Origin of the sequence: Vibrio xiamenensis, from assembly GCF_900100015.1 — a bacterium.
Classification (GTDB): Bacteria; Pseudomonadota; Gammaproteobacteria; order Enterobacterales; family Vibrionaceae; genus Vibrio; species Vibrio xiamenensis.
This window is the reverse complement of record NZ_FNDD01000028.1, coordinates 32,211-57,297: the sequence shown is the minus strand read 5'-3', so window position 1 is coordinate 57,297 and position 25,087 is coordinate 32,211. Positions and strand designations below refer to the sequence as shown.

The window sequence follows — 25,087 nt, the reverse complement described above, 5'->3', positions numbered from 1 at the left end:
GTGGCTAGGGCCACCTTTTTTATTGTTGCGATTCCGGCAAAAAAGTCAGTCTTTGCGCTGCAAAATCTCATCCCACGGCAGTGATTCGTCACCAAGCACAATAAAGTTTGGATTCTCAAGCGTATCGCGCTCGTTGTAAGACAGCGGCTCCAACACCGTACTTAAAATGCGCCCGCCCGCTTCCTCAACAATACATTGAGTCGCAGCCGTGTCCCACTCGCCCGTTGGCCCAAGGCGCAGATAGCAATCCACCGCACCTTCTGCCACCAAACACGCTTTCAATGCTGCCGAACCAAGTGGCACTAAATCGTAATTCCATTCCGTGTTCATGCGGCTGGTAATGCGGTTGATATCTTGACGGCGGCTGATCGCCATCGCGATAGGAAAGCCTTTACCCGCATGTTTATGGCTGCTGATAGAAACGCTTTCGTTCATATCCGGCACTTTCCACGCGCCTTTCCCGTGATACGCGTAATAAGTAACGCCAGAAACCGGCCCGTAAACCACGCCCATCACCGGACGATTATTCTCAATCAAAGCAATGATGGTCGCGAAGTCGCCGCTGCGAGCGATGAATTCTTGGGTACCATCGAGCGGATCCACCAGCCAGTAGCGATTCCACTGAGCACGCTTTTCCAAACTGATGTCAGCCGCTTCTTCCGACAGCACCGGAATGTCTGGCGTAAGATCGGACAAACGTTCGGTGATCAGCTTATGCGCCGCGATATCAGCACTGGTCACCGGCGTATCATCGCTTTTGGTAAATTCTTGGTATTGCTTCTTTTGATAAATATCGAGAATCAACTGCCCCGCCGAACGGGCAATTTCAATCACGTTCGGTAACAGATGGGAGAGATCTTTGGATTCAGGCATTGAACAATGTTCCTTAGGCACCATTACGGGTTCAAAATACGCAGCGCAAGCATCAACGCCGTAATGCAGCGCGCTTCACAGAAGTCGAGATGAGTGAGTAATTCCTCCGCTTGCGCTAACGGCCAGCGAACGATTTCAAGTGGTTCAGGTTCATCACCTTCGAGCTTTTCTGAGTATAGATCTTGGGCGATAAATAAAGTCATTTTGCTGGAAAAATAAGACGGCGCGAGTACCACCTCTTTGAGCGGAGTGAGTTTATTGGCGCCAAAACCCACTTCTTCTTTCAATTCACGAACCGCCGCTTGCTCTGGCGTTTCTCCCGGATCAATCAATCCTTTGGGAAAACCCAGTTCATAACGTTCTGTTCCTGCACCGTATTCTCTTACCAACAGCAAATCGCCTTGCTCGGTCACCGGCACCATCATTACTGCATTTCGCCCACTCGGGCGCATGCGTTCATAGGTGCGCTCTTCACCGTTACTAAAACGTAGGTCGAGCGATTCAATCGCGAAAAGCTTAGATTTAGCCACGGTTTGCTTGGCTAAAATTTGTGGCAGAGTCCGCTTGCTCACGCGCCAGCTCCTTAGATTGGGTCGAATGACTTAACCGTGAAGCATCGCACTTAAGTGCAAGGTCACCGCTAAGGTGGAAAACCGAGTTCGGGGCAATGTTAATCAAAAATGTCTATCGATAGGGTGTTCTATCAATAAGCGACTGATTGGCACAATCCCCTAAGATTAAGCCACTAATATATGAGAAAAATGCGCAGCTTGGAAAGCGCAATATTGATAAATTGCCCGTTTGTTGACGTAACGTTAAAAAACTTATTTCACTTCAATTAGGCGCAATTATATAAAACGCGCAAAAAAGGGCTGGCAATGCCAACCCTGAATTTGTACTGATACGCAGATCGTATCTACTTAGCCATAACCGCTTAGTAGTATGAGTGATCGCCGCGATCATGGTCTGTGGCGTCGCGAACGGCAGTCAATTCACCGTCAAACTGCTGAAGAAGCTCTTTTTCGATGCCTTCTTTAAGCGTCACATCAACCATTGAACAGCCGTTACAACCACCACCAAACGAGACAATCGCCACGCCTTGTTCAGTAATTTCCATCAAGCTAACGTGACCGCCGTGGCCTGCCAATTGTGGGTTAACCTGAGTTTGGATCGCGTATTCAACGCGCTCTAGCAACGGCGCATCATCAGACACCTTACGCATTTTGGCGTTTGGCGCTTTCAAAGTCAGTTGCGAGCCCATTTTGTCCGTTACAAAATCGATTTCCGCATCTTCAAGAAACGGTAGGCTTAGCTCATCGACATACGCAGAAAAACTCGCAAATGCCAGTTCAGTATCGGTAGCTTCAACCGCTTCTGGCGGACAGTAAGACACACCACATTCCGCATTTTGCGTACCTGGGTTAACCACAAACACACGAATATTAGTGCCTTCTGGTTGCTGTTCCAGCAACTTGCCGAAGTGAGATTGTGCAGATTCAGTAATAGTAATTGTATTTGACACGACGAATACCTGAGTAAATTTGTAGGCTATTTGCTGACCATTCTACTCCTGTGAATTTTGAGATCTAGCCCTTTTCTCTAAATCACTTAGCCGGAATTAATCTTTCGGCTCCGGAGTGCGGCATAGACAGTAAATATCGATGCTTTTGACGCCCGCTTCAAGGAGTAATTCAGATAAATGCCGCACTGTACTACCTGTGGTCATCACATCGTCCACAATCGCGACATGGTGTATCTGCGGCTTATGGTTAAGTAAATGACGATTAAGTACAAATGCGCGGCGTAAATTACGCTGTCGCTGGCGTTTATTCATTCCTTGCTGCGGCTTGGTATGGCGCACGCGGCGAAACAGTTTACTGTGGTGCGCGCAGCCGAGGCTTTTCGCGACAAAGCTCGCCAACAACTCACTTTGATTAAACCCGCGCTGCCAATGCCGCCGCCAATGCAAAGGCACGCAGGTGATCATATCCGGCACCTTGGTAACACGCTTGGCAAGCAACTGCGCAAGCCAAGACGCATGCCAAAAGTGACCTTGATATTTCAAATGATGAACGTAGTTTGACAGCGGCGGCTGGTAATCACCAACACACACCACGCGCTGCCAAGGTGGAGGCGTACGTAAACATTGCCCGCATTGCGGCACATTCAGCAAAGTCGGCAAGCCGCAGCGTTGACAGCGCGGTGTGGGCTGAAAATAGTGCAGACAATGCTGACAAATCGGCAAGTGTGACTGTGGGCTCTTCAGCGCGAAACGGCAGATTTCACACCATCTGGGCGGCGAATAATTTGCGAAGCCTTGCATGGCTTTCTGGCGCCAATTGGTTAACATATCAAACTCAAATAACGATTGAATACCGCTGACTGTGGCGCAGTGGCGAACAAGAAAGGGATGATTTAAGTGGTAGAGAATGCGAGCAACGCACCAAGTTTGTATTGGCACACCCAAGGCCAAGGTGCCGATTTGGTTTTGATTCACGGCTGGGGCATGAACGGCGCGGTTTGGCAGCAAACCGTCGAGCAGCTCAGCCAATATTTTCGCGTTCATGTGGTCGACTTGCCGGGCTTTGGCCACAGCGCAGCAACACATACCGATTCACTGCAAGAGATGGCAGAAGCGGTTCTTGAACACGCGCCGCAGCAAGCGATTTGGCTTGGTTGGTCATTGGGCGGGTTAGTCGCCAGTCATATCGCCATTTATCACCCACAGCGCGTGACGCGCTTAATCACAGTCGCCAGTTCGCCTAAATTCGCTGCAGAGACAAAAACCGCTGCAGAAACACAAGTCTCCACAGAAACCAAAGCCGCGGCCCAAAAACCATGGCGCGGCATTCAGCCGCTGGTGCTGAGCAACTTCACCGAGCAATTGTTGGATGATTTTCGCTTGACCATCGAGCGCTTTATGGCACTGCAAGCGATGGGCAGCCCATCAGCGCGCCAAGATGTTAAAACCATCAAACAAGCGGTACTGTCACGCCCAGAGCCTAACCCAGCCTCTTTGCTTGCGGGGCTAAACATACTGGCGGATGTTGATCTGCGTTCTGAGCTTTCGGCAATTACAGCGCCGGTGCTGCGCTTATATGGTCGCTTGGATGGCTTAGTGCCCGTCAAAGTCGCTAGCGATGTGCAGGCCATCATGCCAAGCAGTGTCATGCATATTTTTCAGGCTTCTTCCCACGCGCCATTTATCACCGAGCTTGACGAGTTCTGCCAGAAAATTGTCGAATTCGCTGCTTTGGACTAAGTAGCAAGGAAGAAAAGTCCGTAGCGGTTTGTCAAACAGGCCGCGTTCAAGTTGGCATTCAGTATAAAAAGTCGCGTAAAACGCTAAATTTTTGACCAATTGTGTCGATAACAAATTACCAACAACAAAAACATCTGGAGTTGGGAAGGGCGATGCTCGGGAGGTCTCGACTATGATCGTGTCACCAACGAACGTTAGTGTGCCGCTTATCGCCCCATCGGTAAATGTACAAACGGAACAGGCCGCGCGCGACAACAAAGTCCGCGAGCCAGTTGCGCCAACCATGGCTTTGGCAAAATCGAATGCTGAACGTGGAGTAAAAGCAGATGATAAACGGCGTAAACAGTCATCTTGGGATCCGGCGGAACATCCGGAGTACGAGACCGACGACTCAACGCTGGTTCGCGAACGTTACTCAGAAGATCCCAAGGATACTTTAGAGCGACTGTTTCGGTTGCTGGCACTCGATAGCTACAGTGAAGATCAAGGCAAGGGTTACGCCATGCGTTTTCGCCTGCCCAAGTACATCATCGATGCCGCGATAACCGAAGGTAAAATGGAGCGCAGACGCATAGTGATTAAATATCATTATGGTCACTCGATTGCACCGAATACGCCTTCGGAGGTAATTGCTGTGTTGTAGTCTTTCTCACTAGAAAGAACACCGCGCTTAAATGCCCACGAGGCACTCGCTAAGTGGGTATTTCTTTTCACCGTTATCGCCACATCACGCATCAAAAAAGCCAGCAAGATTGCTGGCTTTTTACTTTCGAACTTTGCTTGCTATTTTTGCTTTAAAGCAAAGATTAACGACGTTTGGCGTTAGCAAATGCTTCAGCAAATGCGCCGCCTAAACCGCCGCCCGAGTTGTCTTGACGCTGCTGCGGTTTACGAGCCTGACCACCTCTTGGCGCCTGACCTTTCGGAGCGCCGCTGCGCGGCTGCGCGCGATTATCTTGACCCGGTTGATCATTCAGACGCATCGACAAGCCAATACGTTTACGCGCCGCATCCACTTCCATCACTTTGACTTTAACGATATCGCCAGCTTTGACCACTTCACGTGGGTCGGAAACATAGCGATCCGTTAGCGCCGAAATATGCACTAAGCCATCTTGATGCACGCCGATATCGACAAACGCGCCAAAGTTCGCCACGTTCGATACCACGCCTTCCAGCACCATGCCCGGTTCGAGATCGGAAATCTCAGTCACACCATCAGCAAAGGTGGCGGTTTTGAACTCAGGGCGCGGGTCACGGCCAGGTTTATCAAGCTCTTTGATGATGTCGCTAACGGTTGGCACACCAAATGTGTCGTCGGTGTAATCCACCGCTTTTAGCGAGCGCAAAAATTCGCTGTCACCGATTAAGCTTTTGACCGCTTTGTTGTTCTTCTCGGCAATGGTTTTCACCACCGGATAAGCTTCTGGGTGAACCGACGACGCATCAAGCGGGTTTTTGCCATCCATAATGCGCAGGAATCCGGCACACTGTTCAAACGCTTTTGGCCCCAAACGCGCCACTTTTTTCAGCGTAGTACGCGATTCAAAACGGCCATTTTCATCACGATAATCGACAATGTTTTGCGCCAGCGTGCTGGATAAACCCGCCACGCGCGTTAGCAATGCTGGCGATGCGGTATTCACATCCACGCCCACGGCGTTTACACAGTCTTCAACCACAGCGTCCAAACGCTTCGCTAGCATCGCTTGGCTGACATCGTGCTGGTATTGACCCACACCGATGGATTTAGGATCGATTTTAACCAGTTCTGCGAGCGGATCTTGCAGACGACGGGCAATCGACACCGCGCCGCGCAGTGAAACGTCCATATTTGGAAACTCATTGGCTGCCAATTCGGATGCCGAATACACCGAAGCGCCAGCTTCGCTGACCATGATTTTCTGAACTTTTAATCCACCACGTTTGATGAGATCTGCCACAAACGAGTCGGTTTCTCGTGAAGCGGTACCGTTACCAATGGCAATTAAATCAACGTTGTATTTACGCACTAACGCATCGACCACTTGCATCGACTTGTCGTATTGCTTTTGCGGTGGATGTGGGTAAATGGTGTCGGTGGTCAGCACTTTACCGGTGGAGTCAACCACTGCGATTTTTGAGCCGGTGCGAAGACCTGGGTCTAAGCCCAATGTCGCACGCGGGCCTGCTGGCGCCGCCATCAACAAATCTTTTAAGTTGGTGGCAAACACTTCAATGGCTTCGATTTCGCTACGCTCTTTCAGTGCGCCCATCAGCTCGGTTTCCATATGCATAGAAACCTTGATGCGCCACGCCCAGCTGATCACTTGCTTGCGCCAACCATCGGCAGGGGCATCGCTTAAATCAATGCCGTAGTGCTGCGCAATCAATGTTTCGCAGTAAGACTGACGAACGCTTTCTTCTTGTTCAGGGTCAGCGTTAATCGCCAGTGTCAAAAAGCCTTCGTTGCGGCCACGCAGCATCGCCAGCGCACGGTGTGAAGGGACACGCGCCAATAACTCGTGATGGTCAAAGTAATCTTTAAACTTCTCACCTTCGCGCTCTTTACCATCCACCACGCGAGAAACCAACTCAGCGTTGCGATTCAGATGACCGCGAATTTTTTCCAGCAAGTTGGCATCTTCAGCAATGCGTTCCATGACAATCGCGCGTGCGCCATCCAGCGCCGCTTTGGTGTCGCTAATGCCTTTGTCGGCATCAAGGTAGTTTTGCGCTTCGCTTTCAGGGTCGGTTTGCGGATGATTCCACAGCTTATCGGCCAGCGGTTCAAGCCCAGCTTCAATCGCGATTTGGCCTTTAGTGCGACGTTTTGGTTTATAAGGCAGGTATAAATCTTCAAGACGGGTTTTGCTGTCAGCCGCCGCGATGTCGCGTTCCAGCTCTGGCGTCATTTTGCCTTGGTCTTGAATCGATTTGATGATGGTTTGACGACGGTCATCAAGTTCACGCAGATAGGACAAACGGCTATCAAGGTTACGCAGTTGGGTATCGTCGAGTCCGCCGGTGACTTCTTTACGGTAACGGGCAATAAATGGCACCGTGTTGCCGTCGTCAATTAAGGTCACCGCCGCGTTGACTTGCTCGGGGCGAACATTCAGCTCCCCGGCAATAATATTACAGATAGCTTGGCTCATCCGTTGAATCTCTTGTTGGTTCTAATATTTAACCCTATATGAGGGTGAATCACGCCAGTTTCCAGTCTTACCAGTCGGCTGACGCGGTTTTGATTTTGCTTTTGTCGCAGAAGACGCAATTTGCGCTTGGTAGTGATAAATACCAACACCATTTCCTGCCAACGACAGTGAGTCATTTCTACTACATCAACTTGGCAAATTCGAGCTTCGCCTGTCATTTCCCAGTCATTTCTGCCTTTAGGCAAAATGCATCCAAGCATTGGAGGCGCGACGAAAAGTTCGTAATATAGAGCCATCGCCGCAATAGGCACTCGACAGTTCAGGAAAATTCAGTGAAAACCAAGCTTATAACCCGCGAAGGCTACAACAAACTCAAAGCAGAACATGATTATCTGTGGAACGAAAAACGCCCGGAAGTCACTAAAATCGTCACTTGGGCAGCGAGCCTTGGCGATCGCTCAGAGAACGCGGATTACACCTTTAACAAACGCTTGCTGCGCCAAATTGACCGTCGAGTGCGCTTCTTACGTAAGTTTCTACCGGATGTCACCATCGTCGACTACGCGCCGCAGCAAGAAGGCAAAGTGTTTTTTGGCGCTTGGGTGGAAATTGAAAATGAAGCGGGCGAGGTGAAGAAGTTTCGCATCGTCGGCCCAGAAGAGATCTACGGCGACGCTAAAGACTATATCTCCATCGACTCACCAATGGCCCGCGCACTACTCAAGAAAGAAGTCGACGACGAGTTTGTGGTCAAAACCCCAGAAGGCGAAAAAGAGTGGTTTGTGAATTCTATTTCTTATCAGCAAGGTGAGTAATGGGGATAAAAGAAAAAGGGCCTTGGCCCTTTTTCAATTAACCCTATAGAATCTATCTAAATTCCATACCTAGCTCATACTCGCTTAATTTAAAAAATTGAAAAGCTTCTATCTCAAATCTACTTAGCAAATTTACAATTTTTTCATGGAAGATTAAAGATCCACCCTCGACTCTAGCTAAGTCAATAATTAATCGTTCTTCTTCATTTATAGAATCTAATATATCAGCATCAAGAGTAAATTTAATAACTTCATTATACTTGGAGTTTGGTTTGTAATTGGAAACGATACTTTTTTCAAAATCTACAACATCAAATTTTTCATAAAAATTAAAAAAATAGAAATCCTCATGCCATTTTTCTGAATCATCCATGATTACAGCAGGAAACAGCTGGAAACCACGAATTTCATACAACGATAATGCATCAGCGATATCTGATGAAACAACAGGATAGATACCATCGAATTGACCGTTTGTAAGGTAAAATGGTATATCCCCTCTGAAAGCATTTTCAAAAAAAACAGCACCATCAGCATAGTCAAGACGTTCAAATGTATGATTACGACGGGCTGTATCTGTGGATGGTTTCAATTCTAAAAACTTTTGTTTAAAGGGTGAAGACTTTAATATGTAATACTGTTCATTGTATATGTTCATATATGTACAACTCTATAAATAACATGTAGGACAGCGAATATCCGACTTACATATGTTTCGGTTTAATAACGCCCATAAGGAAAAGTTGTATCATACCAAACATCTTTTACACCGGAATTTATCAGGTCTTCTACAAAATTTTGATTTATATATATGGTACCATCAAGCCCTTGTACTAGTGGTCTAGCTATTTCTATAGGATCATTTACATTAACTTTAGGTAAAGCTACAAGCTCTATCGTCCAGTAATCCTGGAACTGTTTATCGTAATCTTCTTCATCTTTACCAAAATCTAACCACGTAGGCCATAGGGTAAGTTGATCTTTCCATTTAGAATCTATACGATCCAATATTTCCTGCCAGATAACAAACCGGATCGTTGGTTCGAAAATTATAAATAAGTCTGGGTTATTAAAAATAATTCCCGGCCTTTTTTCTGGAAGAAACCTTGAAAAATAACTTTTACAAAAAACATTATACATTTAAAACTCCGAATACCCTTCCGCAGGAATAAATTTTGTACTTACCAATGATATTTTTTCTATTTCTTCTACAATTGTTTTATGAAAAAAAACCTCATGCCAAGCAGGATCTGTAACAATGAGACGCTTATCCCTTGGAATATCATTCATTACTCTTTCATCTAGGACTAACTTCTCAATACCAAAAATAGTTTCATCTTCAGTGCCAAAATCCATTATTTCCTGAGTGACACTTTTAACTCTATCTATAATTTTTATTTCATTAGCAATTTGTAACATAAAGAAGTTTTCTATTTTTTTATCTATCAACCTTATTTCAATCCAATTTACTCCATAAATATTCTTTAAGTTTATATTTTCAAAAAGACTTTTTATTATAGAATAACTTGGCAAATCAAATGAATCAGGAAATAAATATTCGTCTTTGGGTTTCAGATCGACATAGAGGTCAATTTCTTTTGATGGATAAGTAAAAGCACTATTAGGAACAGCATCGGAAAATTTATCACTAAATATATACCTTGGTATAGATGAAGCTTCTCTCACAAAATAATACTCACTCATTTTTAAATTTACCAACCCCTTAGATTTTAAACGAGAAATTCTAAACGTCTCTCACCCACACATCTTTGACTAATGACTTGAGTAGTTCAATCACACTTTCATGAATTAAAATAATACCGTAATCTTCTTCTAACTTAAAAATCAGGCGATCTTCCAAAGGAATACTTTCTAATGTGTCCCACTGAAAATCCGCACTATCAATATCCAACCAATTGAGTTTTCCGTATTGTTTTTCTTGGTTGGTTAAGCGATAAGTTTGATGGATATATGGCATACGAAAGTTTTCATATACCTGAATTTGATCGTCCGCCGGCTGGCTAGGAGAGCAATCTACACGAGCGTCTAACCACTCCACACCATGCTGAACCAACGCTTCAACTTTACTCGCAATATGATCAATAATAAAAAGCTTTGGCGAAAAGGTCATTTCAAGCAATAGATCAGGCTCTGCTTGAAGCATACACTTTGGTGTTTGCTGAAAAGGAAATTGCTCAAGTATCCGCTTTGATAAAATATAGTATTGATTTGTCATAATTAGGCTCTAAATTTTAGGTGCTCTCATTGTTATGTCTTTCTTCAATTTTCTTACAAGTCTAAACCTATCGTCATCTTTGATTAAATCATAAATCTTAGGCTCAAAAAAGACCGTAGAATTCATATCTTTAGCTCTGTATATGACTTTTTTATCTTCGGGAACTTTAAGCAGCTTATCCTCACTTAAGAACAACCTATGTACAATCAAATCGCCACTATTCGGTGATATCTCTGTCACGCTTTTATCATAATCTACGACATCTTGAATATTATTTATTGCTAATAAATACCTTTCCGTTACTTCTCCATCTTTAACAACTAAAGATGCAGGGTAAACCTCAATGCCATATGGATCAAAGCTCATTATTATTTCAGCGAGATCCTTAGTTATACAAAGATCACCATTACTTGCTATTGGATGAACCATGGTCGATAAAATGTTTCCATCTTGCCACTTGATTGCATTAATAGTAGTCGTCGGAATGTAATCGTTAGTGCTGTATAAAAACTCTCTACTATCTACACACTGAAACTGAGAGGGGCTTCTCATATAATCTTCCGATATAACTGCGTATTCCATATTATATATATCTTGATATCTTCATAAATTTAACATCGAATTTTATATTAAAAATATCAATTTCATATAAAACGTCAAGATAAATCCTAAATTCCATAGTTATCTTTTTGATTTAGAATCACAATTATCAACATTTCCAGATTAAAATTAATAAACTTTGCTCTCCCTTGCTTAGACTCGATAATTTGATCAAAAAATTATAAAGTTCATCACACTATAAATAATTGGAAAATAATTTTATTGCTTGGATTGAAATTAGGCTGGCTACGTGAACAATGGGTTTAGTAAATAGAAATTGTCAATCTAACTTTAATCATTCAGAGAGTGATATTTATCTCTAGTATCCCAAGGATAGCGCCTTTTCCTTGAGTACTGTCAGCTAAATCGACAAATTTGGAGAAATGAACTTAGCGCTGGGTGGGGGAATTAGAATAGAAAACTACCGAACTCAGGGAAGTTAATACTTAATATTCACTTCTCATAATTATAATACTGGTGCCTCTTCGTCAAATTCAAATGGTTCCTGTACAAGACCAATTGCTCCTTGATTCAAAGACTAAACGTTGCATTTGTAATGCCCTAACACTTACAGAAGAGATAAAAGAAATCCTGATTTAAACTATCCTTTATTAATCCAAGAAATTCATAATATCATTAATCATACATTCAAAAACTCTGAGTACCCATCTACAGAAAAAAACTCTATACCTTTAACATTCGATGCCATTATTTTTTTGACAATAGATTCGTGATAGAAAATCTTTTCTCTCCAGCCGGGGTCTCTAAAAATAAGCCTTTTACTAAGCTCGACACTATCAATTAGCTTTTCATCTACAATAAGTTTATTCATTCCTGAAATAAACTCTCCTCCTTCAAATTCATCATAAAATTCGAAATCACTATTATTCCTATCAATAGCTTTTACTTCATTGCATAATTGCAACATTTTGTAGTAATTATTTCCTTTATCAAAAAGAATGATATCCACCCAATTTACTCCAAAGATATCACCTAAGGACATACTTTCAAATAAATCAAATTCAATACTAAGTGATGGAATTAAAAATATATCTACAAGATTATAATCTTCCAAAGGTCCAAATATTTTTATAAGAGGAACTGGTTGATTTGGATATGAAAAAATATTTGCTGGCACAGCATCAGATAGCTCATCAGGAAAATCATAAAAAGGTGTATCAATGATCTCTCTAGCAAAATAGTAATCGCTCATTCTCCAACCTTCAAAGTTCTGTTCTTGATTTCATTATCAGCATGATTAAAAATCCCATGGCTTGTTTTATTTATTCTATGTTCACAATAACTTCTATTTTTACTTTTATTTTCAGATTTACCACCCGCACATCCAACTTTACTTGCAGGAGAATAATCATGACCAAAAGTTGAAATAGTGTACAAAAAACTATTAAGTTTAGCGAGAATATCTTTTGATTTTTGATTCATGTGTAAAGAAAATTTTTCTTTATTTCCAGGTTTACAATATACCTTGGATACTGCATTCTGCTTGATTGAATCTATATCCGAAAATACAGATTTAATATATTTATAATCAAGAGCACGCAAGTACGACGCTACATTATCATTTATTTCTTTCTCAGGAGAATCTTTCTTCCAATACTTAGATTGTACTTTTGTAAAATCTAACCCACCACTGTGATGTGAGCGATGAACATGAGTACAAGCTTGACAAGCCACATCTGGTTCAGAAGGAAACATGACTCCATTTTCCCATGAATTAATATCATATTCATAGGCTCTTCTATACTTTTTCCAATTCCGCGTATTTAAGTTTTTTGTAGTAATAATATGATGAGCCTCGAGCCCGCATTGATCACTGTCAACTCGACTATCCGCCCATGGGTGCTTCTTAAAATTAGGACCATAATTATTTTTAGTACGGATCTGTGCAGCCAACTTAGATCCACTACCTTCAATCAAATTATGAGAATTTACAGTTGATGAGTTACTTTTTTTGGGTGCCATAATTTCTCCTTAATATTTTAATACGCACCGCATTTTTCGGGTGTTTTATGGCATACAGGACATTTGAATTGATTTTTATCCTTTTGCTCATTCGTTTCATCTTTACTTTTTCCCGCTTGCGAGGATTCACCAGAATCATGCTTTTTCTTAGCGGGTGATGGCTTTTCACTTTTGCCGAGAATTCGCGAGAACAGGTCATCAAATTCACCCATGGCCTCTTTCAATTTGTTGGGAACCAACTTATCGATAACTTGCACTTCGTCTGCAAGCTTTAAGAAATATTCGCCAAGCGCTTCTGCACCCATGCGGTTGGCATAAGAAGCCAGTTCGGTCGCCACATCAATACAAGGTTTTAAAACATCAGAAATGATTTCGCTGGTTTGCTTTGCATAATCCATCCAATCTAAAGAGCGCAGGAATTTTTCTGGGTCGCCTTTGCCCATGCCGCGCAATACTGCGAGTAGCGTGTCTTTGGATGTTCCTTTGGTCGCTTTAAGCGCGACTTTACACGTCCCCTTCATCGCGCTGCCAAAAGTAGGGATACAACCGATAAGAGTCAGCGCTAAAGCCAACCAGTTCTCGGTTTTATCACGTTCTTTTTCATCAAGCAGCGTCATGATGTTGGCGGATAAATCACGAATATCAGCGGCTTGGTCAACCACTGGAATCATGGTTAAGGCGGTATTCGCAATGATCTGTTCAACTGACGCATCATCGTTGAAGTCACCTAAAATAACGCCCCAAATCCAACTGGCAGAGCCTGACATTCGCTTCCAAGCATTTTCCCAAAAGCCGATTTCGCCTTTTTTCGTTTCATCAATAAGCTGCTGGGCATTGGCCTTAGGGTTAAAGTTGGGATTTTGTTTGGTGGCTTTATTGGGCATGAACTCACGCGTATCTTCGCCATACTCAACTTTAAACTCGCCCGGCGCGACTCCGCTTACAGAAGACTTACCCTTGTTATCAAGGTTGCCTTCAAATACTCCACCAGTTTGGTCGGTTAGCGTATAAGTTGCGCCTTGAACCGGATCGCCATCTGAATAAGTCAGCGTTAAATCAACGGTATAGGTTCCTTCTGCATCTTCAGAAACCGTAACCGAAGGGTTTTGCGCACCGCCTAAACACATGGTATTGGCTTTGTTCATGGTCATTTGATCGGACAAGCGGCATACGCCCGCGCCTTCAAATTTGACGGTTGGAGAGGCGGAGATAAATTCGGCTTCGCCTTCAATGGTGCCGGAGGCCACGCCTTTTTTGTCGCCGCCCGAGTCGCCAGTACTTTTAGAGAATTTACTGCCTTTGATCGCGACGCTGTTGCCACCGTCCATCGTGATGGTGGTGGTACCATCGACTAAATCGGCCGATTTGGAGAGATGTACTTAGCGCTTGGGTGGAAATTGAAAATGAAGCGGGTGAGGTGAAGAAGTTTCGCATTGTCGGCCCAGAAGAGATCTACGGCGACGCTAAAGACTATATCTCCATCGACTCACCAATGGCCCGCGCACTAGTCAAGAAAGAAGTCGACGACGAGTTTGTGGTCAAAACCCCAGAAGGCGAAAAAGAGTGGTTTGTGAATTCTATCTCTTATCAGCAAGGTGAGTGATGAGGGTAATAGAAAAAGGGCCAAGGCCCTTTTTCTATTAACTAACTTGAACGATGCTCAATCACCTTAGGTGATTGCTCTAACAACGCTTCAACAAGACTAGGTTCAAATTTTAAAGTATCTTTTTCATATACAATACCTGATTTTCTGTCCCCTAAATCATATTGAGTTTGCAAAACTGCAGGTAAAAATATATACATATCCTCAAAAGGCTCTCCATCAGCTTCATAATATATTGAAGCTTCAGATTTAAACTCATTAGGAATAACTATATTATCCCTAACAAATAAACCAGGAGAAGGAAAGAAAACCAATACCAAATCAGCCATTTTTGGAAACAATGAATTATTTTTAATTTCCATCAACTTTCCTAACTCCTGAAACTTTTGTTCGATCATAATATCTCCATAGATTTAAACTTTATTCCAGAAACACCTGTTTTTTCTAATATATCTTTTACTCTTTCACTAACGTAATACGATTCTTTATATGTAGAAAGAGTAAAACAATCATGCTTAATATCTAATGAATCTAATTTTTTCTGATCAATAATCTCTTTACGAACTCTAGTATACCCACCAAGAGCATCGCTAAATTTCTTAGCGTTAGAAGAAACAGGATCCAGCAAATCATAATGAGCTATGACATTCATAAATGCATATTCAGTATACTTACCATTATTTTCAACTTCAACAGGTACAAATTGAATACCACTAATACCATTATCAAAGAATATTTTTTGAATTTTTTTACTTGCTAACTTACCTAAACCTATTTTAAGAAAATCTGACATCCCCTTTTCTTTGTATTCATCAACTAATACAGATGCCTTTATTTTCATAATTTTATACTGAGGGTTAAAATATTCAAGAACTTCATCCCAAGGTTCTTGAACCGTAAATGATCCCTCTCCATCTTCAAATTTATTTACTAACTTGTAATAATTCATTATCAGTATCCTATAGGAGAACTTTTTTTGCCAGAATAAGGAATTCTCTGTGTTTTCCTTTTAATAGTTGTTCTAAAATCATGATGCAAATTAGGATTTTCCAATGATGCAACCCGATGTCGGCAAGCTAATAAACCCTCACTAATCGTTGAATGATTTAGCTGATTACAACATCCCTTATTTCCCGTATGATAAATATCATGGAAGTTATTATTTAATGCGCCATCCTCATCAAAATCCATAATTAATTGATGAATTGAATCACTAATATCTATAAGCTCATCACAAATTTTTTCTGCAGCTTTAAGAGCAGGTTCATCACAAAATTCAGACTCTTTAATCCTAATTGAGAGTTTATTAAGTTCATTTTTAACTTTAACTGTATACGGTGTTGGATGTGACCCACTGTGTAATGGCATCTCATAGAAACATGCTAGTTCAGGAATTCCAGGTAGAACTACAATGTTATGCCAATCATTCAGATCATAACCAAGATAGGGTAACTTATTAAAAAGAAATTTATTATTCTTCATCTCGTCAACTGTAATAATATGATGTGCTTGCAAGTTTTTCTCTACACCTGGCATGTCATCTTTATCACTTAAATCCAATTTTTTAAGAGCATCAAATTCTTTTAAAGCCTCAGCTTTACTCCATATCTGCTGTGGACGAACATATCCTTTTCCATCTTCAGTTTTGTCATAGCATCGCGCATATAGAGGGTGCCGCATTGGAGATGCATTTTTTCGCTTATTGTGAGCTTTCAAAAGCTGCCAAGGATAATGCCCATTATCACTATTACCACGCTTTGTGAAGCCAAAATGTTTATCTTTCTCGGAGTAATGCTTCCCCTTATAGCCATTATGTTCACAATACGTCGCAGATGGTTTTTTCTGTTTCTTTTTACCAATGTTTTTTTCACACAACCAGCACTTATCAGCTTTTTTGTTTTTCTTATCTTCACTGACCGTTTCAGTATGGCTTCCACTTTCTGCGCTACTTTTCGCTTCATGAGAGCCTTTCGTTGAACGCGAATGCCCTCTTTTCAAACCTTGATCAAGTAGGTCTTTAAAATACAGTAATGCATCTGGAATGTTTTTTTCAGCAGCTTTCTCAATATCCTCCATTTTAGATTTAAATGTCAGAATTTCTGTTGCGTAAACTTCATACCCAAACATATCAGCATAATTTGCAAGCTGATCCAGAACTTGTCCAAAGCTAGCGATACTTTCTGCGACAATCTGCAAAATTTCATATTTGAGATAGCTCCAGTCTATTTCGGTAAGGAATTTTTCTACATTCCCTTTCCCCATAGCTCTCACAGACGCAAATATATCATCTCGAGATTTTTTAGATTTAATCGCTCGCCCAACCCCTTTCATTACCGAGCCTATTTCAGGAATCGCGCCGATAGCAGATAGAGCTAGATCAACCCATGCTGCAGGATCAGAACGGTTTTTTTCATCAGCTAGAAAAAATAAGTTGGCTCCAATATCTCTGGCATCTAAAACTTGGTCAACTCCAGGGATCACCCCAAGAATTGTGTTCAACATAATTTGTCCAGAGGTTGGATCCTTATTAAAGTCTCCGATTAACACCCCCCACAACCAATTCCCGGTAGTAGCGGCTTGATTTTTGGTTGCCTCCCAGAAACCGATCTTTCCCATTTTTGCTTCTTCTAATAGCTCAGCAGGATCAAACTTCTTTTTATAGAGTGGGTTTTTGTTTATGTGCTTTTCTAGTGGCTTGAAATCTCTCTGATCTTCACCAAATTCAACAGTAAAAACTCCAGCGGACACACCAGATATAGACGCTTTTCCTTTCTCATCTAGCTGACCTTCATATTTAGCCCCAGTAGAGTCAACTAAGATGTATGTTGCTTGAAACCCTTCACCATCTTCATATGTGACTTCTAAATCAACGGTATAGGTTCCTTCTGCATCTTCAGTGACCGTAACCGAAGGGTTTTGCGCGCCGCCTAAACACATGGTGTTGGCTTTGTTCATGGTCATTTGATCGGACAGGCGGCACACGCCCGCGCCTTCAAATTTGACGGTTGGAGAGGCAGAGATAAATTCGGCTTCGCCTTCAATGGTGCCGGAAGCAACGCCTTTTTTGTCGCCGCCCGAGTCGCCGGTACTTTTAGAGAATTTGCTGCCTTTGATCGCGACGCTGTTGCCACCGTCCATCGTGATGGTGGTGGTGCCATCAACTAAATCGGCCGATTTGGCATTGTTGCCATAAGGAATTGGCACCACAGGCGGCCCACATTGAGTGAGACACACATCAGGCAGAGTCGCGTTGGCTTCTCCTCCCGAGCCTTTATGTACGATGCTAAGTCCATTTGCATTGACGGTGACGCCCATGATTGCTGTCCTAACCTTGAATGAATTGCACAAAATTTTAGCAATCAAGGTCGGTGGCTTTCTCACTATCTTGATAGGCATTTAGTGGTATTTAATAGGCATTAAGAAAGTCGTAGGTTACGGAACGAAATTCACAGTTAAAAATGCCTCTTTTAGAGCTCATTGGTGATAATTTCGCAGCAAAAGCGGACGATATTCGCGATATAAATAACCAGATAAAAGCCGCTAAAAACCAGCAAATCGACCAAACCTTAAAAGCGCGACAGGTTTGTTTTCAGAATCTTGACCCACTCCGATTGCAACCGCAGATGACATTCGCTAAAAAGGAAATAAACGCTAACAATTTCCTTTGCTCCGTGGGAGCGAGAACAGTGTTACATTTTGCCTTTGGTAGAGGCTGGTTGTTGAATAGGTGGAATCGGTATATGCAAGAGAATTACAAAATCTTAGTGGTTGATGACGACGCGCGACTGCGTTCGCTGCTTGAGCGGTATTTATCCGAGCAGGGATTTCAAGTCCGCAGTGTTGCCAACGGCGAACAGATGGACCGCCTACTCACCCGCGAAAACTTTCATTTAATGGTGCTGGATTTAATGCTACCTGGCGAAGACGGTTTGTCGATTTGTCGCCGCCTGCGCAACGCTGGCAACATGCTGCCAATCCTGATGCTGACCGCCAAAGGCGACGAAATCGATCGTATCCTCGGTTTGGAAGTAGGCGCGGATGATTACCTACCAAAACCGTTTAACCCGCGTGAATTAATGGCGCGTATTAAAGCAGTGCTGCGCCGCCAAAGTGTCGAACTGCCTGGCGCGCCAAGTGCAGAAGAGTCAATTGTCGAATTTGGCGAGTTTCGTTTGAACTTGGGCACGCGTGAAATGTTCCGTGGTGATGAGCCAATGCCGCTGACTTCCGGTGAATTTGCGGTGCTAAAAACTTTAGTTACCAATGCTCGCGAGCCGATGTCACGCGATAAATTGATGAATATGGCACGCGGACGTGAATATTCAGCGATGGAGCGCTCCATCGATGTACAAATCTCGCGTTTACGTCGCATGTTAGAAGTCGACCCAAGCAAACCGCGCTATATTCAAACCGTTTGGGGCCTTGGCTATGTGTTCGTGCCCGATGGCAAAGCGGTATAACTGACCATTTACTCTATTGTTAACCCGGCTTCCACGCCGGGTTTATTATTGAAATTCAAGGGACACCTATGCGCTTTCGCAGCTCATTCACGCAATCCATTGTGCTGTTTTTAACTCTGCTGATCGGCAGTCAAATCTATTCCTACTACGCGGTATTTAACTACGCTTTGCTGCCAAGCTTGCAGCAGTTCAACAAAATCCTCAGCCATGAAATTAACTTGATGCTCAAAGAGCCGCTCAATCAGCAAGGCGGTCTGAATATGAACGCGCTGCAGCGCCGTCAGGTACTGGAGCAGCTTGGCGTCACAATTCATCCAGAGCATAGCGAGATGGATGAATCCTATCAGCACGCGATGAAAATCGATTTGATGAGCGAGGAGATGACCAAGGAATTTGATGCGCCGACCGAAGTGCGCATGAGCCAAGGTCAGCACAGTTATGTGCTGTGGATGAAGTCGGATATTCTGCCGGGCTTTTTGATGCGAATTCCACTTTCAGAGCTGCAAGAAGAGGACTTTGCGCCGCTATTTCGTAACAGCATCATTATGGCGCTGCTGATCATCGTCGGTGGCTGGCTGTTTATTCGCTGGCAAAATAGGCCGCTCATTGCGCTGGAAAAAGCCGCCAAACAAGTTGGGCGCGGTGAGTTTCCACCGCCACTGCCAGAAAAAGGCGCCTTGGAAATTCGCTCGGTCACTCGCGCCTTTAACAAGATGTCCGACGGGATTCAAGCATTGGAAGAAGACCGCAACCTTTTGATGGCGGGCATCAGTCACGATATTCGCACGCCACTGACTCGTATTCGCTTGGCAACCGAAATGATGTCGCCCGATGAAAGCTACCTCGCTGAAGGCATTATTAGCGACACCGAAGAGTGTAACGAAATCATCGGCCAGTTTATGGACTACCTCAAACCGGTCAATCAACAGACCTTTGAAGCCGTCGATATTAATGAGCAAGCCAGCGATGTGGCGAGCGCCCAAGGCGGCTATGAAATTCAAATTGAGACTGCCTTGCAGCCAAACGTAAAACCGGCGCTAGGCAGCCCGATTGCCATCAAACGTGCCATGACCAACTTGGTGGTCAATGCGATTCGTTATGGAAACGGCTGGGTGAAAGTCTCAACCGGCATGACCGCCGACAACAAACTCGTGTGGGTATGCGTGGAAGATAACGGCCCGGGCATTGAACCGCATCAAGTAGATAAACTGTTTAACCCTTTCACGCGCGGCGATACAGCGCGTGGCAGCGAAGGAACGGGGCTTGGACTGGCGATCGTCAAACGGATCGTGAGCCAACACCAAGGGGCAGTGTCGGTCACCAATCGCAGTGAAGGCGGCCTGAGAGTGCAGCTAAGTTTTCCAACCCATTAACGAATTAATACCTTCAACCCAGTAACAATCTGCTGGCGAATTAGCGGCGCATGACCGTTATTTTCGCATTTCTCACTCAAACCAATTTGATGGATATTTTCGCTTTAACAGGGCGAAATATTCATCAATTTTCAGCCAAAATAGTCATCAAAATGCAATCCACTAGTTGAATATATTGAATAGTAAACATTCAACTGGTGTCTTATTTTCGCAGCAATGTCTCACAAAATAATCAAATTCGGTTGATTAATATCAACTCCTCAGATTATTCACACTCCTAACATACCTCTAAAGTGTTACTAAGTGTGTGCGGTGCTATGGTCGATGTTCAAAGACGCCAATTTTTTAGCCATTTTCTTCAGCAGGCTAAAAAGGCCAATTCAACGCCAAGAACCGTGCCTCGTCCGCCGACGGCAGTGAGTGAGGATGAGTTTATTGAACGATGTGATGGCTGCGGTTTATGCGCCGAGCATTGTCCGAATCACATCATTACCATCGCCAACGACCTCGCGCAGCTGGATTTAGAACTCAGCTCCTGTAGCCACTGCTCGCAATGCAAAATTGTCTGCAGCACTGGCGCGCTCAATAGCCCTGTCAGTGATTGTTTACTGCGCCCGACCGTGACTTCCACCTGTAACCCGCATATGGCGATGTATTGTGCAGAATGTCGAGATTCTTGCCCAACACTCGCGATCACCATTGAGCCGAATCAGCCGCCGTCTATCGATGCGGTGCGGTGCAATGGATGCAACCTATGTCGCACCCAATGCCCAACCAGCGCCATAGAAATGAGCATTGTCCAAAAACTATAAAAGGCAAAAGAATGAAAAAGCAAATCAAGAACTTACTCTCTAGTAAGTTGTCACGAAGAGGCTTTCTCGATGCATCTGGTAAAACCGCCACCGCGGCTGCCTTAACATCCGGGTTATCGCTTCCTTTCTCATCGATAGCACAGGCCGCAGCGCCCGCTAAATCTGAGCCTGAAGAGCAGGTGAAGTGGAGCGCCTGTCTGGTCAACTGCGGCAGCCGCTGCCCGCTCAAAGTTCATGTTAAAGATGACCATATCGTACGCATTGACCGTGAAGATGGCGGCGGCGATGACAATGTGTTTGGTGAACACCAGATTCGCCCTTGTTTGCGCGGCCGCTCTAACCGCTACAAAACTTACAACCCAGATCGCCTTAAATACCCGATGAAACGTATCGGCAAACGTGGTGAAGGTAAATTCAAGCGCATCAGTTGGGATGAAGCGACCACCATCATTGCTGACAGGCTAAAACACACCATTGATACCTATGGTAACGAAGCGGTTTATTACCAGTACGGCTCAGGTTCAACCGGTGCCAACTTACATGGCCGCAGCGCCTGTAAACGCCTGCTTAACCTCACCGGCGGCTATCTGGAACAGCACAACACATACTCAACCGCGCAGATTGGCCGGGTCGAACCGTTTATTTACGGCACGCCACAAGGCAGCTATTTAGCGCAGATCAAACACTCAGATTTAGTGGTGATGTTCTGTCAGAACCTCGCCGAAACCCGCATGTCGGGCGGCGGCCAGATCCAAGAAATTTACCGCGCACTGGAGCAGAGCCAGGCCAAAGTGATCATCATCGACCCGCGTCGCACCGACTCTGTGGTTGGCCTGAACGCCGAATGGCTTCCGATTCGCCCGGGCACCGACTCTGCGCTGGTTGCAGCGATCTGTCACACCTTAGTCAGTGAAAACCTCGCTGACGATGCGTTTATCAACCAATACGCCGTGGGCTGGGATGAATCCACCCTGCCGGCTTCTGCTGAGAAAAACGCTTCGTACAAATCGTATATTCTGGGCCTGAAAGACGGCGAAGAAAAAACCGCCGAGTGGGCAGCGTCGATTACCGGTATTCCGGCGAAACGGATTCGCCAGCTGGCACGCGAACTGGTTAACGCCAAAGCGGCGTGGATCTCGCAAGGCTGGGGGATTCAGCGCAGCGCCAACGGTGAGCAGGCATCCAAAGCGATCATGATGCTGCCGGTTATCACCAAACAGTTTGGTCGTCAGGGCACCAACAGCGGTAACTGGGGCTACAGCTCTAAATACCCTGTGGTCGGATTCGATATTAAAAACCCGGTAAAAACCTCGATTCCATGTTTCCTCTGGACCAAGGCGATCGAAGAACCGGAAAACATGACCGCCAAAAACAGCTATGTGAAAGGTAAAGACAAGTTAGATGTAGGAATTAAATTCCTGTGGAGCTACTCAAGCGGCGTGACCATGAACCAACACTCTGACCTGAACAAAACCCACGAGATTCTGTCTGACGAGTCCAAGTGTGAGTTTATTCTGGTGTGGGATCACCATATGACCAGCTCAGCGCGGTATGCCGATATTCTGCTGCCGGATGTATCCTGGCTGGAAGCGGAAGATTTGATCAACAACTCTTACGCTACTGGTCCGTACCACTATTTAGTGCGCATGCAGCAAACCATCACCCCGCTGTGGGAAAACCGCCTCAACTACGACGTACTGGCCGATATTGCCAAAAAACTTGGCATTTATGACCAGTTCACCGAAGGGCGCACGCTGGATCAGTGGATTGAACACGCTTATAACGAAACCCGTAAAAAACGCCCGAATTTGCCTGAATTTGCCAAAACTGACGGTATGGGCATCGTCGACCGCGAAGTGGCGGATATTGAGTCACATATCGCGCTGAAAGAGTTCCGCGAAGATCCGCTCAAAAACAAGCTGACGACGCCATCGGGCAAGATCGAAATCTACTCGGAACAACTGGCCAAACTTGACCAGGAGTGGGAACTGCCGGAAGGCGAACGCATTACGCCGATCGCCGAATATATGCCGGTGAAAGAAGGCTTCGGCGATACCGAAACCATGAAAAAATACCCGCTCCAGATGACAGGTTTCCATACCAAACGCCGCACCCACTCAACCTATCATTCGGTGGCAGTATTGCGTGAAGCGGTTCCGGATGAAGTGTGGATGAACCCTATCGATGCCCAGGCCCGTGGTTTAAAACACGGTGACATGGCGGTGGTCTTTAATAAACGTGGTGAACTGCTTAAACCGGTGAAAGTAACCCAACGCATTATGCCTGGTGTTGTTGCTATGGGTGAAGGCGCCTGGCGTCAAACCAACAAAGACGGTCTGGATATCGGTGGCTGTATCAATACCTTAACCACTCAGCACCCGACCGCGCTGGCGAAAGGTAACCCACAACATACCAACCTGGTAGAAATTCGACGAGCTTAATAGGAAAGAACAATGACTCAATATGGTTTTTATGTCGACTCGTCTAAATGCACGGGTTGTAAAACATGCCAAGTAAGCTGCAAAGATCGCAACCACCTTGATGTCGGGCCGAAACTGCGCCGGGTTTACGAATATGGCGGTGGCGCTTGGACAAAGAATCCAGACGGTACTTTTGAACAAGATGTGTTCAGTTACTATCTGTCGATCAGCTGTAACCACTGTTCAAATCCAACTTGTGTTAAAGGTTGCCCAACTGGCGCGATGCACAAACGTGAAGAAGACGGTTTAGTGGTGGTTAATCAAGACGTGTGCATTGGTTGTCGCTACTGCGAAATGCGCTGTCCATACGGCGCACCACAGTTCGATGAGCAAAAACAAGTGATGGCCAAATGCGATGGCTGCTACGAATACGTCGCACGTGGCGAGCAGCCAATCTGCGTACAATCGTGCCCACAACGTGCACTGGATTTTGGTGATATCAACGAACTGCGCAAAAAATACGGCAGCGCCAATGAAGTCGCACCGCTACCAAAAGCGCACTTAACGTCGCCAAACCTCATCGTCAAAGCGCATCTACATGCTCGTCCAAGTGGCGATAAAAGTGGCGCTGTCTTGAACCCAGAGGAGATTTAATCATGAAAGAATTACCTTTGGTGTTCTTTACGGTACTCGCGCAAGCCTCAGCGGGCGCGTTTATTTTAATGTGGGTACTGAGCTTGTTTAAACAAGATAAATTCAGCGACGCCATCATCAATAAACTAGCAATCACTTGCATTGTGTTGGTGGGTATCGCTGGCGTATCGGCGATTTTCCACCTTGGTCAGCCACTGCGTGCTATCAATGCACTATTTGGCATTGGTCGCTCGCCAATGAGTAACGAAATCATCACCTGTGCGGTCTACGGCGGGTTGGCGTTTGCGTTTGTGGCATCGCGCTTTATAGATGCGATTCCTGACGCGCTGACCAAAGTGCTTGGCTTACTGGCCTCACTGGCGGCGGCCTATCTTATTTACAGCATTCCACAGGTTTACCAACTTGAAAGTGTGCAGCCATGGAATACCAACTTCACCGGTTGGCAAATGGTGATGACCGCGGTGATGTGTGGCGGTGCATTGGTTGCCGCGATGAGCTCAAGCAAATTAGCTGGCGGCATCAGCAGCGTGGCAATTGTGCTCTTAGTGGCAACACTGCCGAGCTATTTTGCCTTCTTGGGCCAAACGAGTGCGCCTTTTGAATCAGCTGACCTGATGTTTTGGGTCGCGAAAGCTGGGTTATTACTGCTAGGCATGATCATGCTGATCATCTACCTAAGCCGCTCAGCATCAATGACCAATAACCGCTTACCCCTGCTGGCAACGGCGGTGATTGTGGTCGCCGAAATTGCTGGTCGCATCGGTTTCTATGACCTTTGGGCCATTGGCATGTAAGTAGGATTGAGGCGGAGAAACACCGCCTCTATCAATCAACCTCAAGATTCAAACTCACGAGAAGA

24 protein-coding genes and 2 pseudogenes are annotated in these 25,087 nt (G+C 44.7%); 10 read left to right on the top strand and 16 right to left on the bottom strand.

Annotation, left to right across the window (positions count from 1 at the left end):
• Positions 1-45 precede the first annotated feature (45 nt).
• The 4 genes from cysQ to BLS03_RS19095 form a co-directional block, all read right to left on the bottom strand.
• A complete protein-coding gene (gene cysQ / locus BLS03_RS19110) occupies positions 46-873 on the bottom strand; it encodes a 3'(2'),5'-bisphosphate nucleotidase CysQ (RefSeq protein WP_093277853.1) in 828 nt (275 codons plus the stop codon).
• A 23-nt stretch (positions 874-896) separates the two neighbouring features.
• Positions 897-1,445: an ADP compounds hydrolase NudE gene (nudE, locus tag BLS03_RS19105; RefSeq protein WP_093277851.1), complete on the bottom strand. Its 549-nt coding sequence runs from the start codon at positions 1,443-1,445 to the stop codon at positions 897-899.
• Positions 1,446-1,807: 362 nt separating this feature from the next.
• Positions 1,808-2,395 (bottom strand): Fe-S biogenesis protein NfuA, encoded by a 588-nt coding sequence (gene nfuA / locus BLS03_RS19100; protein ID WP_093277849.1) that lies wholly within the window; start codon positions 2,393-2,395, stop codon positions 1,808-1,810.
• 96 nt (positions 2,396-2,491) lie between these two features.
• A complete protein-coding gene (locus BLS03_RS19095) occupies positions 2,492-3,223 on the bottom strand; it encodes a phosphoribosyltransferase family protein (RefSeq protein ID WP_093277848.1) in 732 nt (243 codons plus the stop codon).
• 69 nt (positions 3,224-3,292) lie between these two features.
• On the opposite strand from BLS03_RS19095, the gene BLS03_RS19090 reads away from it, so the two are divergent.
• Positions 3,293-4,135, top strand: a complete 843-nt coding sequence (locus BLS03_RS19090) for an alpha/beta fold hydrolase (RefSeq protein WP_093277847.1) — start codon at positions 3,293-3,295, stop codon at positions 4,133-4,135.
• A gap of 172 nt (positions 4,136-4,307) precedes the next feature.
• Entirely contained in the window at positions 4,308-4,778 is a 471-nt protein-coding gene (locus BLS03_RS19085; RefSeq protein ID WP_093277845.1) for an ATP-dependent Lon protease, read from the top strand.
• A 163-nt stretch (positions 4,779-4,941) separates the two neighbouring features.
• On the opposite strand, the gene BLS03_RS19080 is transcribed toward BLS03_RS19085, so the two are convergent.
• Positions 4,942-7,272 carry a Tex family protein gene (locus tag BLS03_RS19080; RefSeq protein ID WP_093277843.1) on the bottom strand — a complete coding sequence of 777 codons (2,331 nt, stop codon included), beginning with the start codon at positions 7,270-7,272 and terminating at the stop codon, positions 4,942-4,944.
• Positions 7,273-7,604: 332 nt separating this feature from the next.
• Here BLS03_RS19080 and greB point away from each other — a divergent pair, with 332 nt between their 5' ends.
• Positions 7,605-8,087, top strand: a complete 483-nt coding sequence (gene greB / locus BLS03_RS19070) for a transcription elongation factor GreB (RefSeq protein WP_093277839.1) — start codon at positions 7,605-7,607, stop codon at positions 8,085-8,087.
• Positions 8,088-8,139: 52 nt separating this feature from the next.
• Here the strand turns inward: greB and BLS03_RS19065 are convergent, their stop codons facing one another.
• From BLS03_RS19065 to BLS03_RS19030, 8 genes and pseudogenes are all read right to left on the bottom strand, one after another.
• The gene (locus BLS03_RS19065; RefSeq protein ID WP_093277836.1) at positions 8,140-8,745 is read right to left on the bottom strand and encodes an imm11 family protein; all 606 of its coding nucleotides are present in this window, start codon (positions 8,743-8,745) and stop codon (positions 8,140-8,142) included.
• A gap of 62 nt (positions 8,746-8,807) precedes the next feature.
• Positions 8,808-9,227 carry a hypothetical protein gene (locus BLS03_RS19060; protein WP_093277833.1) on the bottom strand — a complete coding sequence of 140 codons (420 nt, stop codon included), beginning with the start codon at positions 9,225-9,227 and terminating at the stop codon, positions 8,808-8,810.
• Positions 9,228-9,791: a hypothetical protein gene (locus BLS03_RS19055; protein ID WP_093277828.1), complete on the bottom strand. Its 564-nt coding sequence runs from the start codon at positions 9,789-9,791 to the stop codon at positions 9,228-9,230.
• A gap of 40 nt (positions 9,792-9,831) precedes the next feature.
• A complete protein-coding gene (locus tag BLS03_RS19050; RefSeq protein WP_093277825.1) occupies positions 9,832-10,323 on the bottom strand; it encodes a hypothetical protein in 492 nt (163 codons plus the stop codon).
• Positions 10,324-10,332: 9 nt separating this feature from the next.
• Positions 10,333-10,905: a hypothetical protein gene (locus BLS03_RS19045; RefSeq protein ID WP_093277822.1), complete on the bottom strand. Its 573-nt coding sequence runs from the start codon at positions 10,903-10,905 to the stop codon at positions 10,333-10,335.
• Positions 10,906-11,563: 658 nt separating this feature from the next.
• Positions 11,564-12,136 carry an imm11 family protein gene (locus BLS03_RS19040; protein WP_093277820.1) on the bottom strand — a complete coding sequence of 191 codons (573 nt, stop codon included), beginning with the start codon at positions 12,134-12,136 and terminating at the stop codon, positions 11,564-11,566.
• Entirely contained in the window at positions 12,133-12,906 is a 774-nt protein-coding gene (locus BLS03_RS19035; protein WP_093277818.1) for an AHH domain-containing protein, read from the bottom strand. Before BLS03_RS19035 ends, BLS03_RS19040 begins: the two co-directional genes overlap by 4 nt.
• A gap of 17 nt (positions 12,907-12,923) precedes the next feature.
• A pseudogene (locus BLS03_RS19030) lies at positions 12,924-14,276 on the bottom strand (PAAR-like domain-containing protein); the annotation flags it as partial.
• Between the two features lie 14 nt (positions 14,277-14,290).
• Between BLS03_RS19030 and BLS03_RS19025 the strand changes: the two are divergent.
• Positions 14,291-14,509, top strand: a pseudogene (locus BLS03_RS19025) (GreA/GreB family elongation factor); the annotation flags it as partial.
• Positions 14,510-14,550: 41 nt separating this feature from the next.
• On the opposite strand, the gene BLS03_RS19020 reads toward BLS03_RS19025, so the two are convergent.
• From BLS03_RS19020 to BLS03_RS19010, 3 genes are read right to left on the bottom strand one after another with little or no spacing between them, the layout of a single operon-like run.
• Positions 14,551-14,907, bottom strand: coding sequence for a hypothetical protein (locus BLS03_RS19020; RefSeq protein WP_093277812.1), 357 nt, complete (start codon positions 14,905-14,907; stop codon positions 14,551-14,553).
• Positions 14,904-15,458 (bottom strand): imm11 family protein, encoded by a 555-nt coding sequence (locus BLS03_RS19015; RefSeq protein WP_093277809.1) that lies wholly within the window; start codon positions 15,456-15,458, stop codon positions 14,904-14,906. The genes BLS03_RS19020 and BLS03_RS19015 overlap by 4 nt, the downstream gene beginning before the upstream one ends.
• Positions 15,459-15,460: 2 nt before the next feature.
• The gene (locus BLS03_RS19010) at positions 15,461-17,824 is read right to left on the bottom strand and encodes a PAAR-like domain-containing protein (protein ID WP_093277806.1); all 2,364 of its coding nucleotides are present in this window, start codon (positions 17,822-17,824) and stop codon (positions 15,461-15,463) included.
• 425 nt (positions 17,825-18,249) lie between these two features.
• On the opposite strand from BLS03_RS19010, the gene ompR reads away from it, so the two are divergent.
• The 6 genes from ompR (at position 18,250) to BLS03_RS18980 (ending at position 25,022) form a co-directional block, all read left to right on the top strand.
• A complete protein-coding gene (gene ompR, locus BLS03_RS19005; RefSeq protein ID WP_093277803.1) occupies positions 18,250-18,969 on the top strand; it encodes an osmolarity response regulator transcription factor OmpR in 720 nt (239 codons plus the stop codon).
• 68 nt (positions 18,970-19,037) lie between these two features.
• Positions 19,038-20,342 (top strand): two-component system sensor histidine kinase EnvZ, encoded by a 1,305-nt coding sequence (gene envZ, locus BLS03_RS19000; RefSeq protein ID WP_093277800.1) that lies wholly within the window; start codon positions 19,038-19,040, stop codon positions 20,340-20,342.
• A 317-nt stretch (positions 20,343-20,659) separates the two neighbouring features.
• A complete protein-coding gene (locus BLS03_RS18995) occupies positions 20,660-21,154 on the top strand; it encodes a 4Fe-4S binding protein (protein WP_093277797.1) in 495 nt (164 codons plus the stop codon).
• A gap of 11 nt (positions 21,155-21,165) precedes the next feature.
• Complete coding sequence (locus BLS03_RS18990; RefSeq protein WP_093277794.1) at positions 21,166-23,595, top strand: DMSO/selenate family reductase complex A subunit; 2,430 nt, start codon at positions 21,166-21,168, stop codon at positions 23,593-23,595.
• Between the two features lie 12 nt (positions 23,596-23,607).
• Entirely contained in the window at positions 23,608-24,228 is a 621-nt protein-coding gene (locus tag BLS03_RS18985; protein WP_093277792.1) for a DMSO/selenate family reductase complex B subunit, read from the top strand.
• A gap of 2 nt (positions 24,229-24,230) precedes the next feature.
• Entirely contained in the window at positions 24,231-25,022 is a 792-nt protein-coding gene (locus tag BLS03_RS18980) for a dimethyl sulfoxide reductase anchor subunit family protein (RefSeq protein WP_093277787.1), read from the top strand.
• Positions 25,023-25,087 lie beyond the last annotated feature (65 nt).